Consider the following 18,591-nt stretch of genomic DNA (forward strand, 5'->3'; position numbering starts at 1 on the left):
AGTGATGTCGTCTCGTATCGCGGACAGGGCGACCGGCAGGGCACCTGACGACAGCGGCTCGGTCGTCGTCCTGGACGGCCGCGGACTGATGGTCGCAGATGTCGTACGTATGGCCGAATCCACCGCAAAGCCCGTTCCGGGGACGGACGGCATGAAGCGCGTCGAGGCTTCCTGGGACGCGGCGCGGGAGATCGCTTCCTGGGGTCGCGTCTACGGCCGCTCCACCGGCGTGGGCGCCAACCGGAATGAGTCCGTGCCGACCGAGGCGGCCTCCGACCACGGCCTGCGCCTGCTGCGCAGCCACGCCGGAGCGATCGGCGAGGAGCTGCCCGCGCGGCAGGTGCGCGCGATGCTCGCGGTCCGCGCCAACCAGCTCCTCGCGGGCGGCGCGGGCCTGCGCCCGACCGTCGTCACGGCGCTCTGCGAGGCCCTGGAGACGGGCGCGTACCCGAAGGTCAACGAATTCGGCTCGGTCGGCACCGGCGACATCGCCGCGCTCGCGCAGATGGGCCTCGCCCTCGCGGGCGAGCACCCCTGGCAGGGCGCGGGCGCCGCCCCCGCCCCGCAGCCCCTCGACAACAACGACGCCCTCGCCCTGATCAGCAGCAACGCCCTCACGCTCGGCCAGTCCGCGCTCGCCCTGCACGAGCTGCGCGGGCTCGTCGCGGCCACGCAGGTGGTGGCGGCGCTGACCCTGATGGCGGTCGACGGTTCCTACGAGGCGTACGCGCTGCCCGTGCACGAGGCGCGGCGCCACGCGGGCTCGTACGCGGTCGCCGAACGGATGCGGCAGATCCTGGGCGCTCCGGATCGCCCCACGCCGCCGCTCGGCCGGATCCAGGACCCGTACGGCCTGCGCTGCGTGCCGCAGATCCACGGCCCCGCGCACGACGCGGCGGACGCGCTCGAAAACGTCCTGACGGTCGAGATCAACGCGGCCGCCGAGAACCCGCTGATCTCGGCGGAGGATATGGCGGCGTACCACCACGGCGGCTTCTACATGGCCCAACTCGCCCTGTCGCTCGACCACTTCAGGCTGGCGGTGACGCAGGCGGCACGCCTGTCGACCTCGCGCCTCTCGACCCTGAACGAACCGGGCTTCACCCGCCTGCGCCCCTTCCTCGCGGACGGCGAACCGGCGTCGTCCGGCGTGATGATCCTGGAGTACGCGGCCGGCGCGGCCCTCGGTGACCTGCGCGCCTTCTCCGCCCCGGCGTCCCTCGGCCACGCGGTGCTCTCCCGCGGCGTGGAGGAACAGGCCAGCTTCGCCTCGCTCGCGGCGCGGCAGACGCTGCGGGCGTGCGACGCGTACCGCCTGGTGGTCGGCTGTGAACTGGTCGCGGCAGTAAGGGCGTTGAGGCAGCGGGACATGCGGCTCGACCCGGAGCTGCCCGTCGGGCGGGCCTTCGCGCTCGCGGACTCGGTGCTCGACGCGGAGCTGGCCGACCGGCCGTTGACGGATGATGTGACGGCGGCGGCCGGGCTGCTCGACCGGTTCACCGAGCTGTGGCTGGACCTCGGGTCCGTGGGCGGAACGGCCTTTGAGAGTCAGGGTGTTGTGAGGGGAACGGTATGAGTGACAGTCCTGCGGCGCGGCTGCAAGTGCTCTTCGAGGGGCACCGCCTCACGCCCACGCAGCGGCGCATCGCGCACTGCATGGTGCGGCGGGCGGCGGACGTCCCCTTCCTCTCCAGCGTCGAGCTGGCGGAGCTCGCCGGGGTGAGCCAGCCATCGGTGACCCGTTTCGCGGTGGCGCTCGGCTTCGACGGCTATCCGGCGCTGCGGCGGCACCTGCGGGAGCTGGCGCCCGCGGAGGCGGCGGGCGAGGCCTCCCTCAACGAGTACCAGCAGGCGGTCGAGGCGGAGATCGCGAACCTCCGGAACCTGGCGGAGGTGCTCGCCGACCCGGCGCCGGTGGAGCGTGCGGGGCGGATCCTCGCCTCCTCGCGCCCGCTGCCCGTCCTCGGCCTGCGGGCCGCCGCGTCCCAGGCGTACGGCTTCTCGTACTTCGCGGCGAAGGTCCACCCCGACGTACGCCTCCTCGACGCGGGCGGCACGATGCTGGCCGACCGGATCGACGCGGCGGTACGGGCCGGGGCCTCGGCCCTCCTCTGCTTCGCGCTGCCCCGCCACCCGCGGGAGGTGGTGGACGCGCTGGCCTACGCGCAGGGGGCGGGCCTCTCGGTGGTCACGGTGGCCGACTCGGCGTTCGCCCCCGTGGCGGCACACTCCGACCTCCTGCTCCCGGCAGCGGTCGGAACGGGCCTCGCCTTCGACACGGCGTGCGCGCCGATGCTCCTCGGCCGGGTGCTCCTGGAGGCGATGTGCGACGGCCTTCCGGACGCGCAGGCGCGCCTTGAGGAGTTCGACGCGGGGGCGGCGGCGCGGGGGTTGTTCGTGGAGTGAGCAGCACTTCTGGGTGAACGGACCGCGTTCCGTGCCGGTGGCTGGTACTGCGACGTACCCTCGATGGTATGACCGCAGCAGAGGATTACGATCACCTCCGGCACGTGCTCGACGCGCTGCCGCCGGCCACGCTCCGGCACCTCCGCGTCATTGTCGACACCGACCCGCAGACCGCGCCTTACGCGGAGGAGGCCGGAGCCGAGCCGCCAGCGCGGCGTCTGTCCTTCGCGGGCGTCGGGGATTCGGGCCGTTCCGACCTCTCGGAACGCCACCGTGAGTTGGTCCAGGACGGAATCGAGCTCGATCGGTGAAGGAAATCCTGGTCGACACAGGCGTGCTGATCGCGATCGCGGACCGAAGGGACGCACACCACGCGGCTTGCGTGACCTTCGCCGAAGGCTTTCAAGGGCGGCTCATGGTGCTGCCGACCGTGGTGACCGAGACAGCCTGGATGCTGGAGCGGTACTTGTCTCCGGAAGCCGAGGCAAGTTTTCTGGACTCGGTTGCGGCAGGTCAGCTGGAACTGGTCGGGCTGGAGCCGCGGGATCTGGCCCGTACGGCCGATTTGGTCCGCAAGTACGCCGACTTCCCCCTCGGCACCGTGGACGCCTCCGTCGTCGCCGTGGCCGAGCGCCTGCGTCTCGCCGAAGTGGCGACGCTCGACCGCCGGCACTTCTCCGCCGTCCGGCCACAGCACGTGCAGGGCTTCACGATCCTGCCCTGAGGCGCCGCCCCTCAGGCTCTCACCGTCCCCTCAGATTTCCCCGTTAACCTCCTGCGCCACAGCAGCGGCAGACAGCCAGGGAGGGCGACGTGGGGCGCGGAGGGCAAGGGCTCGGCAGGGTTTCGGTGGTCGTGCGGGCGGGGGCCCTGCCCCTGTGGTGGGCGGGGGTGCTCGCCGCAGGAGTAGGGACGCTGCCGCCGGGGCTCACCGGGCGGCGCATCGGTGTTCTCGCGGGGGCCGCCCTGTTCATCGTGGTGGCCGTCGCCGTCACGTACTCCCGGCGCAAGCGCTACACCGCCCTCACCGGTGAGGCCACCCGCGCCGCCAAGCAGGACATCCTCCAGGACCGCGCCGTCACCGTACGCAACTGGCGCCGCGCCCACCGCTGGTGGATCGCCGCGGGGTTCCTCGCGGCCCTGGGGAGTGCCTTCGTGATTCCCGCCGCCGGTGGAATGGCCATGGCCGGGGCGGGCGTCGGGCTCTGGGGCAGGGCCGCCTGGCTCGGGCGGCGCGAGCGGGAGCTCGACGCGCTCCTGTGGGTGCGCGTCGACTGGCTCAGCCGTCGTGCCGGAGCTCCCGCGGGCAAGGGCGTGAAGGGCTACCGCTCCACCGGCCTCTTGGCGGGGGACGCCGCCCCGGGCGGCGCCCGTCGCCGCCCGCAGCGCGTGAGCGTCTGAGCGCCCCTTCCAACAGTCCTGCCGTCAGGCCTCGCCCTGCGTCTTCATCACCACCTTGTTGACCGCCCACAGGACGATGCCGATGGCCACGAGCACCCCTGCCCGGATGTAGACCTCCGCGGGCCGGTCCGCCAGGGGGCTCGCCAGGACCAGGGCGGTGATCGCGCCGAGCACGGGCAGCACCGTCGGCGTACGGAAGTGCTCGTGGTCCACGCGGTCCTTGCGCAGGACCAGGACCGCGATGTTGACCACCGCGAACACGCACAGGAGCAGGAACGCCGTTGTGTCGCCGAGGCCTTCGATCTCGCCCGTCGACACCAGGCCGATGGCCAGGACGGAGACGAAGATGATGCCCACCACCGGCGTGCGGCGGCTGGGCAGGACCCGGCCCATCGCACGCGGCAGGATGCGCTCGTTGGCCATGCCGTAACAGAGCCGCGAGGCCATCATGATGTTGATCAGCGCCGAGTTGGTGACCGCGAACAGGGCGATCAGCGCGAAGAGCTTGTGCGGGAAGTCGATGCCGCCCGCCTTCACGACCTCAAGGAGGGGGCCGCTCGATCCCTCCAACACCTTGTAGTCCACGAGCAGGGACGACACCAGCGCCACCAGGACGTAGATCGTGCCCGTCACCGCGACCCCGATGAAGATCGCCCGCGGGAACGTACGCGTCGGGTCCTTCGTCTCCTCGGCCATGTTCACCGAGTCCTCGAAGCCGACGAACGCGAAGAAGCCGAGCGCGGTCGCGCCGAGCACGCCCGTCATCAGGGCGTAGGCCGTGCCGTCGCCCCCGGCCTCGAAGTCCGTCAGGCGGGACGGTTCACCGTCCCCGCTCAGGACCGCGTACGCGCCGATGGCGAGGATGATGGCCAGGCCCGTCAGCTCGACGAGCGTGAGCACCACGTTCGTCTTCACCGACTCGGCCACGCCCCGCAGGTTCAGCGCCGCGAGCGCGAGGATGAACAGGATCGCGACGAGCGTCGGCGGGAGCGCGTCGCTCGTCAGCTCCCCGAGGTAGTCGCCGCTGAAGGCGCGGGCCGCGGCGCTCGCCGACGACAGGCCCGAGCACATCACCATGAAGGCGATGATGAAGGTGAGGAACGGGACCTTGAAGGCCTTCTGCGTGTAGAGGGCGGCGCCCGCCGCCTTCGGATACTTCCCGACCAGCTCGACGTACGACGCCGCCGTCAGGATCGCCACGACGAAGCCGATCGCGAACGGCAGCCACAGCGCGCCGCCGACCTTGCCCGCGACCTTGCCGGTGGTGGCGTAGATGCCGGTGCCGAGGATGTCGCCGATGACGAAGAGGATCAGGAGCTTGGGGCCGATCGCGCGCTTCAGCCCGGGTTCTTCCGCGGGTGGTGGGGTGGTGGTGGGTGTGTCGGACGTCGTCACAGGATCATCTCCCCCGAGGGTGTGCCTGGAGGGATCATCTGCCCCGGAAGTGCGGCAACGATGCGGGAGTTGAGGAACCTCAGAGGAACTTCAGGGCGAGGCCCGGAGCGCACTCAGAGGTCGCGCAGCGCGTCCCGCCGCGCGCCCCCCGACTCGGCGACGATCTCCTCCAGGGTCTGCGGCTCCCGCACGGTGGCGAAGGTGACCGGCTCGGACGTGCCCGCCGCGAAGCCGTAGATCCCGGGCCTGGCAAGGCTGTTGTACGAGTAGTGGTGCGCGAAGTAGTACGCGCCCGTGTCGAGCACCGCCGCGTAGTCGCCCTGTTCGAGCAGCGGCAGCGGGCGGTTCTCGGCGAGCAGGTCGCCCGCGAAACAGGCCGGGCCCGCGATGTCCTGGCCGACGGGCGGTCCGCTCTTGGGGCGGCCCTTCGCGTCGAACGCGGCGATCCGCAGCGGCCAGGACGCGGGCGCGTACACCGTGCGCGCCGCCACCTGGACGCCCGCGTGCGTCACCGCGATGGGCCGGGTGCCCGCCGACTTGGCGTACTCGACGCGGGCCAGGATCGTGCCGTGCTTGGCGAGCAGCGAGCGGCCGAACTCGGTGACCAGGCCGTAGCGCCCGTCGAGCAGGCCGGGGACGCGGGACTTCAGGCGGCGCGCGTACTGCGCGTGCGTCGGGCTCTCCTCGTCCGAGCCGAAGTTGACGGGCAGGCCGCCGCCGATGTCGATGGTGTCGATCTGCTGCCTGCCGGCCCGTTCGTTGATCTCCTCGGCCAGTTCGTACGTCGCCGAGACGCCCCGCACCATCAGCTCCAGCGGCATGCCCTGCGACCCGGAGTGGGCGTGCAGGCGCGTCAGCCAGGGGCGGTCCAGGTAGGCCTGGACGATCCACTCGCGGGCGCCCTCGTCGCGCAGCGCGACGCCGAACTTGGAGGTCGCCGTCGCGGTGGACAGGGCGCCGATGGAGCCGCCGCCGATCTGCGGGTTCACGCGCAGGCCGATGGGGGAGCGGGTGGGCGCGGAGCGGGTCATCGCGTCGATGCGGGCGAGCTCCTGCGGGTTGTCCGCGTTCACGGCGATGCCGAGCGCGAGGGCCTCGCGCAGCTCGGCCGGGGTCTTCGCGGGCGAGTCGAGGACGGTGTGCGTGGGCGGCACACCGGCGGCCCGCGCGAGGGCGAGCTCTCCGGGGCTGGCCACCTCGGCGCCGATGCCCTCGTCGCGCAGCAGCCGCAGGACCGGGACCAGGGGCGAGGCCTTCACCGCGAAGGCGTGCAGGACGGGCGTGCCGGGGGGCGTGACCGCCTCGAAGGCGGCGCGCAGGGCTGCGGCGGACGCGCGGATGCCGGTGACGTCCAGGAGGCCGACGATGGGGGACGCGGGGTCGAGGAGGCCCTGCTCGACGGCGGCGCGGACGGCCTGGTCGCGCCGGGCCGCGGAATCCGCCATCGAAGCAGCGGCCGCGTCTGCCGAGGGAGCCGCCGGTGGACCCGCCGCCGTAAGGCGTCGCGTGGCGGCTTCCGGGTCCGTGCCCGCCTGGGATGCCGCCTCGGATGCGTGTGCGGTCTCCGCGCCCTGATCGCTCATGCGTTCCAGCCAATCATCCGTGACGCGCTCCCGCTGCCCCGTCAACGTATTGACTAGCTCTATTCAACATCGCAGGATGTGAATAACAAGGTCACAGCAGTCCAGCAGGAGGAGGCATCGCCATGTCAGGACCCCGCCCCGTACGGGCACCGCGCGGCAGTGAACTGAGCGCCCTGGGATGGCAGCAGGAAGCCGCCCTCCGGATGCTCCAGAACAACCTCGACCCCGAGGTCGCCGAGCACCCCGACAAGCTCGTCGTCTACGGCGGCACGGGCAAGGCGGCCCGCGACTGGCGCTCCTTCGACGCGATGGTGCGCACGCTCAAGACCCTCAAGCAGGACGAGACGATGCTCGTCCAGTCCGGCCGCCCCGTCGGCGTCATGCAGACCCACGAGTGGGCCCCGCGCGTCCTGATCGCCAACTCGAACCTCGTGGGCGACTGGGCGAACTGGGAGGAGTTCCGGCGCCTGGAGCAGCTCGGACTCACCATGTACGGCCAGATGACGGCCGGTTCGTGGATCTACATCGGCACGCAGGGCATCCTCCAGGGCACGTACGAGACCTTCGCCGCCGTCGCCGCGAAGAAGTTCAACGGGACCCTCGCGGGCACGATCACCCTCACCGCCGGGCTCGGTGGCATGGGTGGCGCCCAGCCGCTGGCCGTCACGATGAACGACGGCGTCGCCATCTGTATCGACGTCGACCCGCGCGCCATCGGGCGCCGCATCGAGCACAAGTACCTGGACGTGAAGGCCGACTCCCTGGAGCACGCGCTCCAACTGGCCGTCGAGGCGCGCGACGCCCGCCGTCCGCTCTCCATCGGCCTGCTCGGCAACGCGGCGGAGCTGCTTCCGCGGATGCTGGCCGAGGGCGCCCCGATCGACATCGTCACGGACCAGACCTCGGCCCACGACCCGCTCGCCTACCTCCCCGTCGGCGTCGACTTCGACGACATGGCGGCGTCCGCGGCGAAGGACCCGGCGGGCTTCACCACCCGCGCGCGCGAGTCGATGGCCCAGCACGTCGAGGCCATGGTCGGCTTCATGGACGCGGGCGCCGAGGTCTTCGACTACGGCAACTCGATCCGCGGTGAGGCCCAACTCGCGGGCTACGACCGTGCGTTCGCCTTCCCCGGCTTCGTCCCCGCCTACATCCGCCCCCTCTTCTGCGAGGGCAAGGGCCCGTTCCGCTGGGCCGCGCTCTCCGGCGAGGCCTCGGACATCCACAAGACGGACAAGGCGCTCCTGGACCTCTTCCCCGAGAACGAGTCGCTGCACCGCTGGATCAAGATGGCGGGCGAGCGGGTCCACTTCCAGGGCCTCCCGGCGCGCATCTGCTGGCTCGGCCAGGGCGAGCGCGACAAGGCGGGCGACATGTTCAACGACATGGTCGGCAACGGCACCCTCGCCGCCCCGCTCGCGATCGGCCGCGACCACCTGGACTGCGGCTCGGTGGCGTCCCCGTACCGCGAGACGGAGGCCATGCTCGACGGCTCCGACGCGATCGCCGACTGGCCGCTCCTGAACGCCATGGTGAACGTCGCGTCCGGCGCCTCCTGGGTCTCCATCCACCACGGCGGCGGCGTCGGCATGGGCCGCTCCATCCACGCGGGCCAGGTCTCGGTCGCCGACGGCACGAAGCTGGCGGGCGAGAAGATCCGCCGCGTCCTGACCAACGACCCCGGCATGGGCGTCATCCGGCACGTGGACGCGGGCTACGACATCGCGGAGTCGGTGGCGGACGAGAAGGGCGTACGGATCCCGATGCGCGAGGACGGCACCGCGTGAGCGACACGTTCCACGCCATGTGGCGCTCGCTGCGGCCCATCGGCCGCAGCGAAGCCTCCGGCGGCTACCGCCGCTCCGCATGGACCGGCGCCGACGCCGAGTGCCGCCTGTGGTTCCAGGCGCAGGCCGAGGCACGAGGCCTCGACTACGAGGTCGACCGCAACGGCAACCAGTGGGCCTGGCTCGGCGACCCGTCCCGGGGCGACGCGGTCGTTACCGGCTCCCACCTGGACTCCGTCCCGGACGGCGGCGCCTTCGACGGCCCGCTCGGGGTGGTCTCCTCCTTCGCGGCCCTGGACGAACTCCGCGCACGGAAGGTGTCGTTCAACCGCCCCCTCGCCATCACCAACTTCGGCGACGAGGAGGGTGCCCGCTTCGGTCTTGCCTGCGTGGGCTCACGCCTGACCGCGGGCAAGCTCACGCGCGAGAAGGCGTACGAGCTGACCGACGCGGACGGGATCACGCTGCCGCGGGCGATGGAGGCGGCGGGGTACGACCCCGCGGCCATCGGCCCCGACCCCGAACGACTCGCCCGCATCGGCGCGTTCGTCGAGCTCCACGTGGAACAGGGCCGGGCCCTCGACCTCTCCGGCGACCCGGTCGGCATCGCGTCCGCGATCTGGCCGCACGGCCGCTGGCGCTTCGACTTCAGGGGCGAGGCCAACCACGCGGGCACCACCCGCCTGGTGGACCGCCGCGACCCGATGCTGACGTACGCGGAGACGGTCCTCGCGGCCCGCAGGGAGGCCGAACTGGCGGGGGCGGTGGCGACCTTCGGCAAGATCTCCGTCGAGCCGAACGGCGTCAACGCCATCCCGTCCCTGGTCAGGGGCTGGCTGGATTCACGGGCTGCCGACCAGTCCACCCTCGACACGGTCGTGACGGGGATCGAGAAGGCGGCCCGCGAGTACGCGGACCGGCACGGCATCGACCTGGATGTCGTACGTGAGTCCTTCACGCCGGTGGTCGAGTTCGAGCACGCCCTGCGGGACGAGCTCGGCACGATCCTGGGCGGGGAGCGGGCGATCCCCGTCCTCGGCACGGGCGCCGGACACGACGCGGGCATTTTGTCCGAATCGATCCCCACCGCCATGCTGTTCGTACGGAACCCCACGGGCATCTCGCACTCCCCGGCCGAGTTCGCCGCCGAGGACGACTGCCTGACCGGGGTGACCGCACTGGCCGACGTACTGGAAGGGCTGGCGTGCAGGTGACGACTCAGACGTACTGGCTGGAGCAGGCCTGGCTCGACCCGACGGTGGAGCCGGGCGTGGCGGTGGAGGTCACGGGCGACCGGATCACGGCCGTCCGCAGGGGTGTCGACGCGCCGCCGTCCGGCGCGACGGTCTTGCGCGGCCTGACGCTCCCTGGTCTCGCGAACGCCCATTCGCACGCCTTCCACCGGGCGCTGCGCGGCACGGTCCAGGTGGGCTCGGGCACGTTCTGGACGTGGCGCGAGGTCATGTACTCGGTGGCGGACCGCCTGACGCCGGAGACGTACCACGCGCTGGCCAGGGCGGTGTACGCGGAGATGGCCCTGGCGGGCATCACCACGGTCGGCGAGTTCCACTACCTGCACCACGGGCCGGGCGGCGTCGCCTACTCCGACCCGAACGCGATGGGCGAGGCGCTGATCCAGGCGGCGGCGGACGCGGGCATCCGCATCACGCTCCTGGACACGGCGTACGTGGCGTCCGGGCTCCTGACGGAGTCACGGGGCGAGCCCCCGAACCGCCACCAGCTGCGCTTCTCCGACGGCACGACGGAGGCGTGGGCGCAGCGGGCGTCGGCGCTCAAGGATCGCGACCACGCACGCATCGGTGCGGCGATCCACTCCGTACGGGCAGTGCCCGCACGGCAGTTGGGAGTGGTGGCGGAATGGGCCACCGCCCGCCTGGCCCCCCTCCACGTGCACCTCTCCGAACAGACGGCGGAGAACGAGGCGTGCCTGGCGGTGCACGGCCGCACGCCGACGCGGTTGCTGGCGGACCACGGGGTGCTGGGCCCTCGTACGACGGGCGTGCACAACACGCACCTCACGGACGAGGACATCGCGCTCCTCGGCCGCACGACGACGGGCACGTGCATGTGCCCCACGACGGAGCGCGACCTGGCGGACGGCATCGGCCCCGCGGTACGCCTGCAACGCGCGGGCAGCCCGCTCTCCCTGGGCAGCGACAGCCACGCGGTGATCGACATCCTCGAAGAGGCGCGGGCCATGGAGCTGAACGAGCGCCTGCGCTCGCACACGCGGGGCCACTGGACGGCGGCGGCGCTCCTGCGGGCGGCGACGGCCGAGGGGCATGCGGCGCTCGGCTGGTCGGATGCGGGCGTGATCGAGACGGGCGCGCTCGCCGACTTCGCCACGATCGCGCTCGACTCGGTCCGCACGGCGGGCCCGCTGCCGCGCCTGGCGGCGGAGACGGCGGTGTTCGCGGCGTCCGCCGCGGATGTGCGCCATACCGTGGCCGGGGGCCGTCATGTCGTACGGGACGGTGTCCATACCCTGGTCGACGACGTGCCGGGGGCGCTGGCGGAGGCGGTGTCGGCGCTGCGAGATTGACGCCGGACCGAACCGCCGCTTCGCGGCGGATGTTTCCCGCCCGCCCACCCGATACCCCGCGGTTGCCCGCCCATCCCGTCGGCAGGTTCCCAGCCCGGCCGTACGTCTTTCAGCCTGTCCGGCGTTTGAGGACGAACTCGGCGGAGCCGGTGATGACGGCAACCAAGGCCCCCGCGCCAGCGGGTTTTCGGGAAGGGGCGGGGTTGGGGAAAAACCTGTCCAAACCTCACCCCCCCGGAGCCAGCCATGCCCACCACCCTCATCACCAACATCGCCAGCCTCGTGACCAACGACCCCTCGCAAGGGGACGGCACCCCCCTCGGCCTCCTCACCGACGCAGCCGTCGTCCTCGACGGCGAGACCATCGCCTGGGTGGGCCCCGCCGCCAAGGCCCCCGCAGCGGACACCACCCACGACGCCCAGAACCGCGCCGCCATCCCCGGCTTCGTCGACTCCCACTCCCACCTGGTCTTCGCGGGCGACCGCACCCAGGAGTTCAACGCCCGCATGTCGGGCCGCGCGTACTCCGCCGGAGGCATCCGCACGACGGTGGCGGCGACCCGAGCGGCCACGGACGCCGCGCTGGAGGCGAACCTCACGCACTACCTCCGAGAGGCTCTACGCCAGGGCACGACGACGTTCGAGACGAAGTCGGGCTACGGCCTCAACACCGAGGACGAGGCCCGCGCACTGAAGATCGCGGCCCGCCACACGGACGAAGTCACGTTCATGGGCGCCCACATCGTCTCCCCGGACTACGCGGAGGACCCGGCCGCGTACGTCGAACTCGTCACCGGCGAGATGCTGGAGGCCTGCGCCCCGCACGCCCGCTGGATCGACGTCTTCTGCGAGAAGGGCGCCTTCGACGGCGACCAGGCCCGCGCGATCCTGACCGCGGGCAGGGCGAAGGGCCTGCACCCCCGCATCCACGCCAACCAGCTCTCCTACGGCCCCGGCGTCCAGCTGGCGGTCGAACTGGACGCGGCGAGCGCAGACCACTGCACGCACCTCACGGACGCGGACGTGGACGCCCTGGCGAACAGCGACACGGTGGCGACACTGCTCCCGGGTGCGGAGTTCTCCACCCGCGCCGAGTGGCCGGACGCCCGCCGCATCCTGGACGCGGGCGCGACGGTCGCCCTCTCCACGGACTGCAACCCGGGCTCGTCCTTCACGTCTTCAGTGCCCTTCTGCATCGCCCTCGCCGTACGGGACATGGGCATGACCCCGGACGAGGCGATCTGGTCCGCCACGGCGGGCGGCGCGGCGGCCCTGCGCCGCACGGACATCGGAGTCGTACGCGAAGGCGCCCGCGCCGACCTCGCACTCCTCGACGCTCCGAGCCATGTCCACCTGGCCTACCGTCCCGGCGTTCCACTGGTCGGCGAGGTGTGGCAGCGGGGCATCCGCACCAGCTGACGCGCGTGGCTCACAGGCCGGTGGGCCCTTCGAGGGCCTGCAGCGTCCCCGCGGGCAGCCGGTCGTTGCCCCAGCTGCGCTCGATGTAGCCGATGATCCGCGCGATGTCTTCGGCGGGCACCCGCTCCGGTTCGCCGTGTTCGAGCGGGTCGGCGTGGAAGATGTAGAGCCGCGAGGCGAACTGGTCGAACGGCAGGGAGGCCTCGCCGAACCGCTCGCCGTTGCCCGCGGTGGAGACGACGACGCCGTCGCCCCAGTCCTGGCCGCTGTCGTTGTTCGGGTTGAAGAAATACACCCGCATGACGTCCTGCGGATCCGGCGCGGTCCGCAGGATCGTGATCGCGTGCCAGCCGACGTAGCGGGCCGCGCTGTCGGTGACGGCGACGCCGGCCGGCTGCGGATGGATCAGCGGCTGCTCGCCGTTGTAGGACGGGTGGTAGCTGGTGTGGAACTGCCGCAGGAACTCGTCGAGATCGACCAGGTTGCCGGTCGCGACGTCGACGTTGATGTGGAAGCCACGGGCCGACCACCAGCCGTGGAACTCGGGGTTGATCCACCGGTGCGGGTCCCCCGGCCGCGCGGCGCAGCGCCGCCCCATCTCGGCGTAGATCCGGTCCAGGTGGGGCACCACGAGCAGCGATACGGGATCCAGGTCCATCGGCAGCGTGCTCGCGACTCCGCTCTCGCTGTCCTTCGACGAGATCGGCTGACCCTCGAAGTGCATGAGGACCTCGTCGTCGCGGGCCGCCCAGACCACCATTTGCAGCAGGTAGTCCGGGTCGTTGTACGACCACATCGAAAGGGCGCGGGCCGACTGGCAGGTGGGGTTGTCGCCCTGGCCGACGCCGAGCGGCTGGCCCAGCATCGAGAGCACCCCGGCGACCAGCCGCGCCCGAGGCCCCGGCACCTCGCCGAAGACCGTCGTCAACCGCTCCCGCGCGACCGGGGAGAGCTCAAGGGAAAGCTGGCGCCACAGCGCGGGCACGACCGGCGGCTCGTAGAGGATGCCGCGGTCGAGCAGCAGCGCGAGGCCGTAGATGCTCTGCGCGGTCTGCGGGTGCACGGCCACCTCGATCAGCCGGTGCACCAGTTGGCTGTAGCGCAGCAGGCAGTTCCGGCCCGTGTCGGAGAGACCGAGCGCCTCACCGACGAGGTAGTCGCTCTCGCGCAGCAGGAACCGGAGCAGTTCCGCGTGGTACGGCGACACCAGGCCGGTGTCGTGCATCGCCCGCGCGAACCCCGTCGCCTCGTACTGCAGGCCGCCGGTGTCCATCGCCTCGAGGCGGGAGCGGAAGACGTCGATGCCCGGGTCGTCCCGGCACGCCTCGGTGGTCCCGAACAGGCTCGTGATGAGCCGGTCGATGCCCTGCCCCGACGACACGCCGAGAGCGACGTCCGGGTCGTCGCGGTAGACCGCGATCCGGGTGATCAGGGACTGCACCGTCTCGACCTGGATCGGACGCTGGCGCAGGATCCGCCAGATCTCGTCGACCAGGTTGTCCAGGACGCTGTCGTAACCGATCTCGTCGGCGAGGTGGCGGAACAGGTCCCGGACGAGCTGTGCGGTGCGGCCCTGCTGGATGCGTTCGGCCTCGCTGGGCGCGCCGAACAGCAGCTCCAGGTTGGTCGCCAGTACCTGGGAGAGGAACTGGCGGGCGTCTTCGGCGGGCAAGGTCGGGTGCGCGAAGTCGCCGCGGGCGACGGCGAGCATGCGCAGCTCGCTGGCCGCCTCCATGACGACGGTGTCCGCGTTCGTGCTGTGCAGGCTCGGGCCGACCAGCGCCGGGACGAGGATCTCCGGTGACGCCCAGTCCGTCTCGTGGAAGAGCCCGGCTTCCTCGAGGGCCTGCGCCCTGGCCTGGACCGCCGCGGCGCCGCCCGGCTGCATGAGCACCCGCCGCAGTGCTTCCAGGACCCGCCGCAGCTTCGTGTGCTTGCCGAACTCGCGGGTCTCGGCCATGGCCTGGATGGCGTCGTCGAGCGAGGCCACGCGCTTGTCCAGCGTCGTGGCCTCACTGTTGACGTCGACGGTCGGTTTCAAAGCGTTTCCCTCGGGTTGGCCTCCTGCGTCGACGGGGCCGTCAGACGTAGAAGTCGAGCTCTTCCTGCTTCTTCAACAGGTCGCGCATCCGGTAAGGGTCATCACCGAAGAAGTACACCAGACCCCAGTGGGTGCCGAACGCGGTCCTCTTGGTGACAGTCTCCTCTAGCGGGGTCGAAAGGTCGTGCGACTCGTAGTAGTCGTCGTCCTCGGTCTCCTCCGGGATCTCCAGGTCGCTGACGACGCGACGGCGCGGGTACACACCGAAGCAGCCTGCGATCCCGGACGCGTCGACGACCTCGCGCGGGAAGAAGGCGTCTATCTCCTCCTCGGTCGTCTTCGGGTCGAAGGCCAGCACAAGACCCTGGTACGCGTTGAACCCGTATGCCCGTTCCAGCAGCTCGAACACCTTGAAGCCCGGCGGCCGGTAGGCGACCTCGCCGAAGTACATCTCGCCGTCACTGGTGACGAAATACTCCGGGTGCACGAAGCCGAATTCGATGTCGAACGTCTTGATGAGCTTCTCGATCTGCGCAGTGATCTGCGGGCGGTACCGCTCCAGTTCGGGGGTCGCCGGCACGAACACCGAATATCCCAGCGTGACGTATTCGGAGATGTTGAGGAACTTGATCTTCCCGTTGTGCACCCACGCCTCGACCGCGAACTCCCAGCCGTCGAGATGGGATTCCATGAGAAACGGGAACTCCTCGTCCGGAATCGTGTCGACCTCGTCCGGAGTGCGGATGACACGGTGCCCGAGGCATCCCGCCTTGTCGAACGCCTTGAGATGGATCGGGTCGTTCGGGTCGCCGTCCAGCTTGAGCAGGGTCTGATTGACGCGCTTGAGGAAGCGGGTCACGTCGTCCCGGTCGTGGGCCTCCTCGAAGATTCCGACCCGGATGCCGCCGAGTTGTGCGCGGCGCTTCATCAGCGCCTTGTCCCGCAGCAGCATGGCCTGACCGTACAGACGCGGGTTGTCGAGGAGGACGGAGTTGATCGCCCCGGCCCATTCGACGGTTTCCTCGTACAGCGGGATCGCGACGTCGACGCCCTCGCTCTGAAGGGTCTCGGCGATCTCCATGGAGCGGTCGTTGAGCCGTTCGAAATTCCACGGTACGAAGGGGATGCCGTGGTCGACGCAGTATTCCTCGGCCCACTCCGGCGCCACGACGACGTATCTCCGGTCGAACCGGTCGAGGGCTTCCACCGCGTTGAGACTCCAGCCGAGAAGCGCTACGTAGCCTTTGTCAGGGTTCTTGGTGGCCGGTTCGCCCTTTGTCATAGACCGTTTCTCCTTCGGCGCTCGCGCGCATCGACGGCGTGGCTGGTACGACCACCGCTGCCCGGCGAACTGCCGCGCAAACAAGGCCCGGTGCGATCCTGGCCCCATGAAGACCATCGGCCTCATCGGCGGCATGAGCTGGGAGTCCAGCGCCGAGTACTACCGGCTGCTCAACGAACTCGTACGCGAGCGCCTTGGCGGCCTGCACTCCGCCCGCTGCGTGCTGTACTCCGTCGACTTCGCCGAGATCGAGCAGCTCCAGGTCGCGGGGGAGTGGGAGCAGGCGGGTGAGGTGCTCGCGCGGGCGGCCAAAGGGGTGGAGGCTGCGGGCGCCGATCTCGTGCTCATCTGCACCAACACCATGCACAAGGTCGCTGAACAGGTCCAGGAGGCTCTCTCCGTGCCTCTCCTGCACCTCGCGGACGCGACAGCCGACGCGGTGCTGCGCGGCGGCCTGCGGCGCGTGGGGCTGCTCGGCACCGCGTTCACCATGGAGCAGGACTTCTACCGGGAGCGGCTCGCCGCGCGGGGCCTTGAGGTGCTGGTGCCGGACGCGGAAGGGCGCGCGCTCGTGCACCGCGTGATCTACGAGGAGTTGTGCCTCGGGGAGGTGCATGCGCGGTCCCGTGTCGGGTACCAGAACGTCATCGCCGATCTCGTACGAGAGGGAGCCGAGGGTGTGATTCTCGGATGCACGGAAATCGAGCTGCTCATCGGGCAGGAGCACAGCCCGGTGCCGGTCTTCCCGACGACCAGGCTGCACGCGGAGGCGGCCGTGGCGGCAGCCTTGTAGGAAGCCGCGGGTACGAGCGGGCGCAGGCGGACGCAAAAAACAACCCACCCGCCGCCCCTGCGCACATGACGCGGGGCAAACGGGTGGGTGGGTGGGAGTGATCCGTCGCGAAGCGGCGGTCCAGGAGCCCGTAAAAACGCCGAGCGGCGAGAACCCTCACTCGTCGACAGTCAATCCCTTGCGCAACTTGACGAGAGTCCGCGACAGCAGTCGCGACACATGCATCTGCGAGATGCCGAGCTCTTCGCCTATCTCCGACTGCGTCATGTTGGCGACGAAGCGGAGCGAGAGGATCTTCCGGTCACGGGACGGGAGTTCGGCGATCAGCGGCTTCAACGACTCGACGTACTCGATGCCTTCGAGTCCGTGGTCCTCGTAGCCGATCCGGTCCGCGAGCGCGCCCTCGGAGTCGTCCTCCTCGGGCTGGGCGTCCAGCGAGCTCGCCGTGTAGGCGTTGGACGCCGCCATGCCTTCGACGACCTCGTCGTTGGAGATGCCCAGGCGCTCGGCGAGCTCGCCCACCGTGGGGGCGCGATCGAATTGCTGGGCGAGTTCGTCGCCCGCCTTGGCGAGGTCCAGTCGGAGTTCCTGAAGGCGGCGCGGGACGCGCACCGACCAACTCGTGTCGCGGAAGAAGCGCTTGATCTCGCCGACGATGGTCGGCATCGCGAAGGTGGGGAACTCGACGCCGCGGCTGAGCTCGAAGCGGTCGATCGCCTTGATCAGGCCGATGGTGCCGACCTGGATGATGTCCTCCATCGGCTCGCTGCGGGAGCGGAACCGGGAGGCGGCGAACTTGACCAGGGCGAGGTTGAGTTCTACCAGGGTGTTGCGCACGTACGCGTACTCGTGCGTGCCTTCCTCGAGCGACTCGAGGCGTTCGAAGAGGGTCTTGGAAAGAGCCCTCGCATCCAGCGGTCCCACCTCGTCGAACGGCGGGATCTCAGGCAGGTCGGCGAGGCCCTCAAGGGCTTCCGCCTCCGGTACGGACGTCAGGGCCGGGACGTTGTCCGGCGTGGCTTCCGTGCGGGGACCCGGGATCTCGGTCTCGATACGGTTCGGTGAGAGTGTCGACGTCGCTCGGTCAGTGCGCGATTCGTCGAGCCGGGGTGACATGGTGTCCTCCATCGTTCTCGGCATATGGCTGCCGATGCCAATACGTGCACTGCGGTGTGCGGCGCCTCCAAAGCCGTCCGTGTTGATTGCTGTCTCTTCTACCCCTACCCGTTTCCACGGCCCGGTCGCAAGTGCGTTCTGAGGCGAAATGTCCGATTCCGGGCGGATGTTCGGGTACCCGAGCGCGTGTGGAAGGCGTAATGTTCAGGGGCGTCATCAACAGCCACGACGGTCGGAAGTGAGTGACGGAATGGACCGCGGGACAGTCGGTAGCGCGCAGGGTGGCCGGCTTCTGGTCGAAGTCCGGGCCGAGGGCCCGAGCGTCGTCGTGACCCCGGCTGGTGAGTTGGATCACCACACGGCCGATGTGTTGCGTGAACCACTCGAGGCCTGCCTCGACGACGGCTTCTCGCGGCTCGTCGTCGACTGTTCGCGCCTGGAGTTCATGGATTCCACCGGACTCAATGTCCTGCTGGGGGCTCGGCTCAAGGCCGAGGCCGCGGGGGGCGGAGTGCATCTGGCCGCGATGCAGCCGGTGGTGGCCCGAGTCTTCGAGATCACTGGAGCCGAGGCGGTCTTCACTGTCCACGACACGCTCGAAGCGGCGTTGGCCGACTGACCGGGCGGCCCGCTGACGGAGCGTACTCAAGAGTTACGCGCCAGTTGTCTCTATGTGATCACCGCGTTACCAGCGTCACATGGGTTGCGTCGAATAAGTGGGTGTTCTCACGGTTCGGCCGGGCAGGAGACACCCTGGATCCGTCGACAGCGGTCCACGCATCAATCGTTGCCAAGTCAACAGCAG

Annotated in this window: 16 protein-coding genes; 11 read left to right on the forward strand and 5 right to left on the reverse strand. The window is 70.5% G+C overall.

The genetic code is table 11. From position 1 onward, the window contains the following. Positions 1–4: 4 nt before the first annotated feature. From M4V62_RS25205 to M4V62_RS25225, 5 genes are all read left to right on the forward strand, one after another. A complete protein-coding gene (locus M4V62_RS25205) occupies positions 5–1,576 on the forward strand; it encodes an aromatic amino acid ammonia-lyase (RefSeq protein ID WP_249589499.1) in 1,572 nt (523 codons plus the stop codon). Next, entirely contained in the window at positions 1,573–2,406 is an 834-nt protein-coding gene (locus M4V62_RS25210; RefSeq protein ID WP_249589500.1) for a MurR/RpiR family transcriptional regulator, read from the forward strand. The genes M4V62_RS25205 and M4V62_RS25210 overlap by 4 nt, the downstream gene beginning before the upstream one ends. Positions 2,407–2,474: 68 nt before the next feature. Next, a complete protein-coding gene (locus M4V62_RS25215; protein ID WP_249589501.1) occupies positions 2,475–2,717 on the forward strand; it encodes a hypothetical protein in 243 nt (80 codons plus the stop codon). Next, positions 2,714–3,130 (forward strand): type II toxin-antitoxin system VapC family toxin, encoded by a 417-nt coding sequence (locus M4V62_RS25220; RefSeq protein WP_249589502.1) that lies wholly within the window; start codon positions 2,714–2,716, stop codon positions 3,128–3,130. The genes M4V62_RS25215 and M4V62_RS25220 overlap by 4 nt, the downstream gene beginning before the upstream one ends. Before the next feature lie 89 nt (positions 3,131–3,219). After that, complete coding sequence (locus M4V62_RS25225) at positions 3,220–3,807, forward strand: hypothetical protein (RefSeq protein ID WP_249589503.1); 588 nt, start codon at positions 3,220–3,222, stop codon at positions 3,805–3,807. A 24-nt stretch (positions 3,808–3,831) separates the two neighbouring features. On the opposite strand, the gene M4V62_RS25230 is transcribed toward M4V62_RS25225, so the two are convergent. Both M4V62_RS25230 and M4V62_RS25235 read right to left on the reverse strand, forming a co-directional pair. Continuing rightward, positions 3,832–5,202, reverse strand: a complete 1,371-nt coding sequence (locus M4V62_RS25230; RefSeq protein WP_249589504.1) for an APC family permease — start codon at positions 5,200–5,202, stop codon at positions 3,832–3,834. A 113-nt stretch (positions 5,203–5,315) separates the two neighbouring features. Beyond that, on the reverse strand, positions 5,316–6,647 hold the full coding sequence (locus tag M4V62_RS25235; RefSeq protein WP_249592982.1) for a type III PLP-dependent enzyme domain-containing protein: 1,332 nt from the start codon (positions 6,645–6,647) through the stop codon (positions 5,316–5,318). A 260-nt stretch (positions 6,648–6,907) separates the two neighbouring features. Between M4V62_RS25235 and hutU the strand changes: the two genes are divergently transcribed. The 4 genes from hutU (at position 6,908) to hutI (ending at position 12,554) form a co-directional block, all read left to right on the forward strand. Next, on the forward strand, positions 6,908–8,572 hold the full coding sequence (gene hutU, locus M4V62_RS25240; RefSeq protein WP_249589505.1) for a urocanate hydratase: 1,665 nt from the start codon (positions 6,908–6,910) through the stop codon (positions 8,570–8,572). A 17-nt stretch (positions 8,573–8,589) separates the two neighbouring features. Continuing rightward, positions 8,590–9,786 (forward strand): allantoate amidohydrolase, encoded by a 1,197-nt coding sequence (locus tag M4V62_RS25245; RefSeq protein ID WP_249592983.1) that lies wholly within the window; start codon positions 8,590–8,592, stop codon positions 9,784–9,786. Next, entirely contained in the window at positions 9,783–11,135 is a 1,353-nt protein-coding gene (locus M4V62_RS25250; RefSeq protein ID WP_249589506.1) for a formimidoylglutamate deiminase, read from the forward strand. The genes M4V62_RS25245 and M4V62_RS25250 overlap by 4 nt, the downstream gene beginning before the upstream one ends. 246 nt (positions 11,136–11,381) lie before the next feature. After that, on the forward strand, positions 11,382–12,554 hold the full coding sequence (hutI, locus tag M4V62_RS25255) for an imidazolonepropionase (RefSeq protein WP_249589507.1): 1,173 nt from the start codon (positions 11,382–11,384) through the stop codon (positions 12,552–12,554). Positions 12,555–12,564: 10 nt separating this feature from the next. On the opposite strand, the gene M4V62_RS25260 is transcribed toward hutI, so the two are convergent. Both M4V62_RS25260 and M4V62_RS25265 read right to left on the reverse strand, forming a co-directional pair. Continuing rightward, on the reverse strand, positions 12,565–14,595 hold the full coding sequence (locus tag M4V62_RS25260) for a hypothetical protein (RefSeq protein ID WP_249589508.1): 2,031 nt from the start codon (positions 14,593–14,595) through the stop codon (positions 12,565–12,567). Between the two features lie 40 nt (positions 14,596–14,635). Further along, positions 14,636–15,877 carry an ATP-grasp domain-containing protein gene (locus tag M4V62_RS25265; protein ID WP_249589509.1) on the reverse strand — a complete coding sequence of 414 codons (1,242 nt, stop codon included), beginning with the start codon at positions 15,875–15,877 and terminating at the stop codon, positions 14,636–14,638. Positions 15,878–15,983: 106 nt separating this feature from the next. Here M4V62_RS25265 and M4V62_RS25270 point away from each other — a divergent pair, with 106 nt between their 5' ends. Continuing rightward, entirely contained in the window at positions 15,984–16,670 is a 687-nt protein-coding gene (locus M4V62_RS25270) for an aspartate/glutamate racemase family protein (RefSeq protein ID WP_249589510.1), read from the forward strand. 156 nt (positions 16,671–16,826) lie between these two features. Here M4V62_RS25270 and M4V62_RS25275 read toward each other — a convergent pair whose 3' ends face one another. Further along, positions 16,827–17,798, reverse strand: coding sequence for an RNA polymerase sigma factor SigF (locus tag M4V62_RS25275; RefSeq protein WP_249589511.1), 972 nt, complete (start codon positions 17,796–17,798; stop codon positions 16,827–16,829). Positions 17,799–18,036: 238 nt separating this feature from the next. Here M4V62_RS25275 and M4V62_RS25280 point away from each other — a divergent pair, with 238 nt between their 5' ends. After that, positions 18,037–18,405 (forward strand): STAS domain-containing protein, encoded by a 369-nt coding sequence (locus M4V62_RS25280; protein ID WP_249589512.1) that lies wholly within the window; start codon positions 18,037–18,039, stop codon positions 18,403–18,405. Positions 18,406–18,591: the final 186 nt, after the last annotated feature.

The organism is Streptomyces durmitorensis (assembly GCF_023498005.1).
GTDB classification, from domain to species: Bacteria; Actinomycetota; Actinomycetes; order Streptomycetales; family Streptomycetaceae; genus Streptomyces; species Streptomyces durmitorensis.

Coding starts and splice junctions, on each gene's coding strand:
- M4V62_RS25205 (WP_249589499.1), top strand. CDS start 5: ATGTCGTCTCGTATCGCGGACAGGGCGACCGGCAGGGCACCTGACGAC.
- M4V62_RS25210 (WP_249589500.1), top strand. CDS start 1,573: ATGAGTGACAGTCCTGCGGCGCGGCTGCAAGTGCTCTTCGAGGGGCAC.
- M4V62_RS25215 (WP_249589501.1), top strand. CDS start 2,475: ATGACCGCAGCAGAGGATTACGATCACCTCCGGCACGTGCTCGACGCG.
- M4V62_RS25235 (WP_249592982.1), bottom strand. CDS start 6,647: ATGGCGGATTCCGCGGCCCGGCGCGACCAGGCCGTCCGCGCCGCCGTC.
- hutU (WP_249589505.1), top strand. CDS start 6,908: ATGTCAGGACCCCGCCCCGTACGGGCACCGCGCGGCAGTGAACTGAGC.
- M4V62_RS25245 (WP_249592983.1), top strand. CDS start 8,590: ATGTGGCGCTCGCTGCGGCCCATCGGCCGCAGCGAAGCCTCCGGCGGC.
- hutI (WP_249589507.1), top strand. CDS start 11,382: ATGCCCACCACCCTCATCACCAACATCGCCAGCCTCGTGACCAACGAC.
- M4V62_RS25265 (WP_249589509.1), bottom strand. CDS start 15,877: ATGACAAAGGGCGAACCGGCCACCAAGAACCCTGACAAAGGCTACGTA.
- M4V62_RS25270 (WP_249589510.1), top strand. CDS start 15,984: ATGAAGACCATCGGCCTCATCGGCGGCATGAGCTGGGAGTCCAGCGCC.
- M4V62_RS25275 (WP_249589511.1), bottom strand. CDS start 17,798: ATGGAGGACACCATGTCACCCCGGCTCGACGAATCGCGCACTGACCGA.
- M4V62_RS25280 (WP_249589512.1), top strand. CDS start 18,037: ATGGACCGCGGGACAGTCGGTAGCGCGCAGGGTGGCCGGCTTCTGGTC.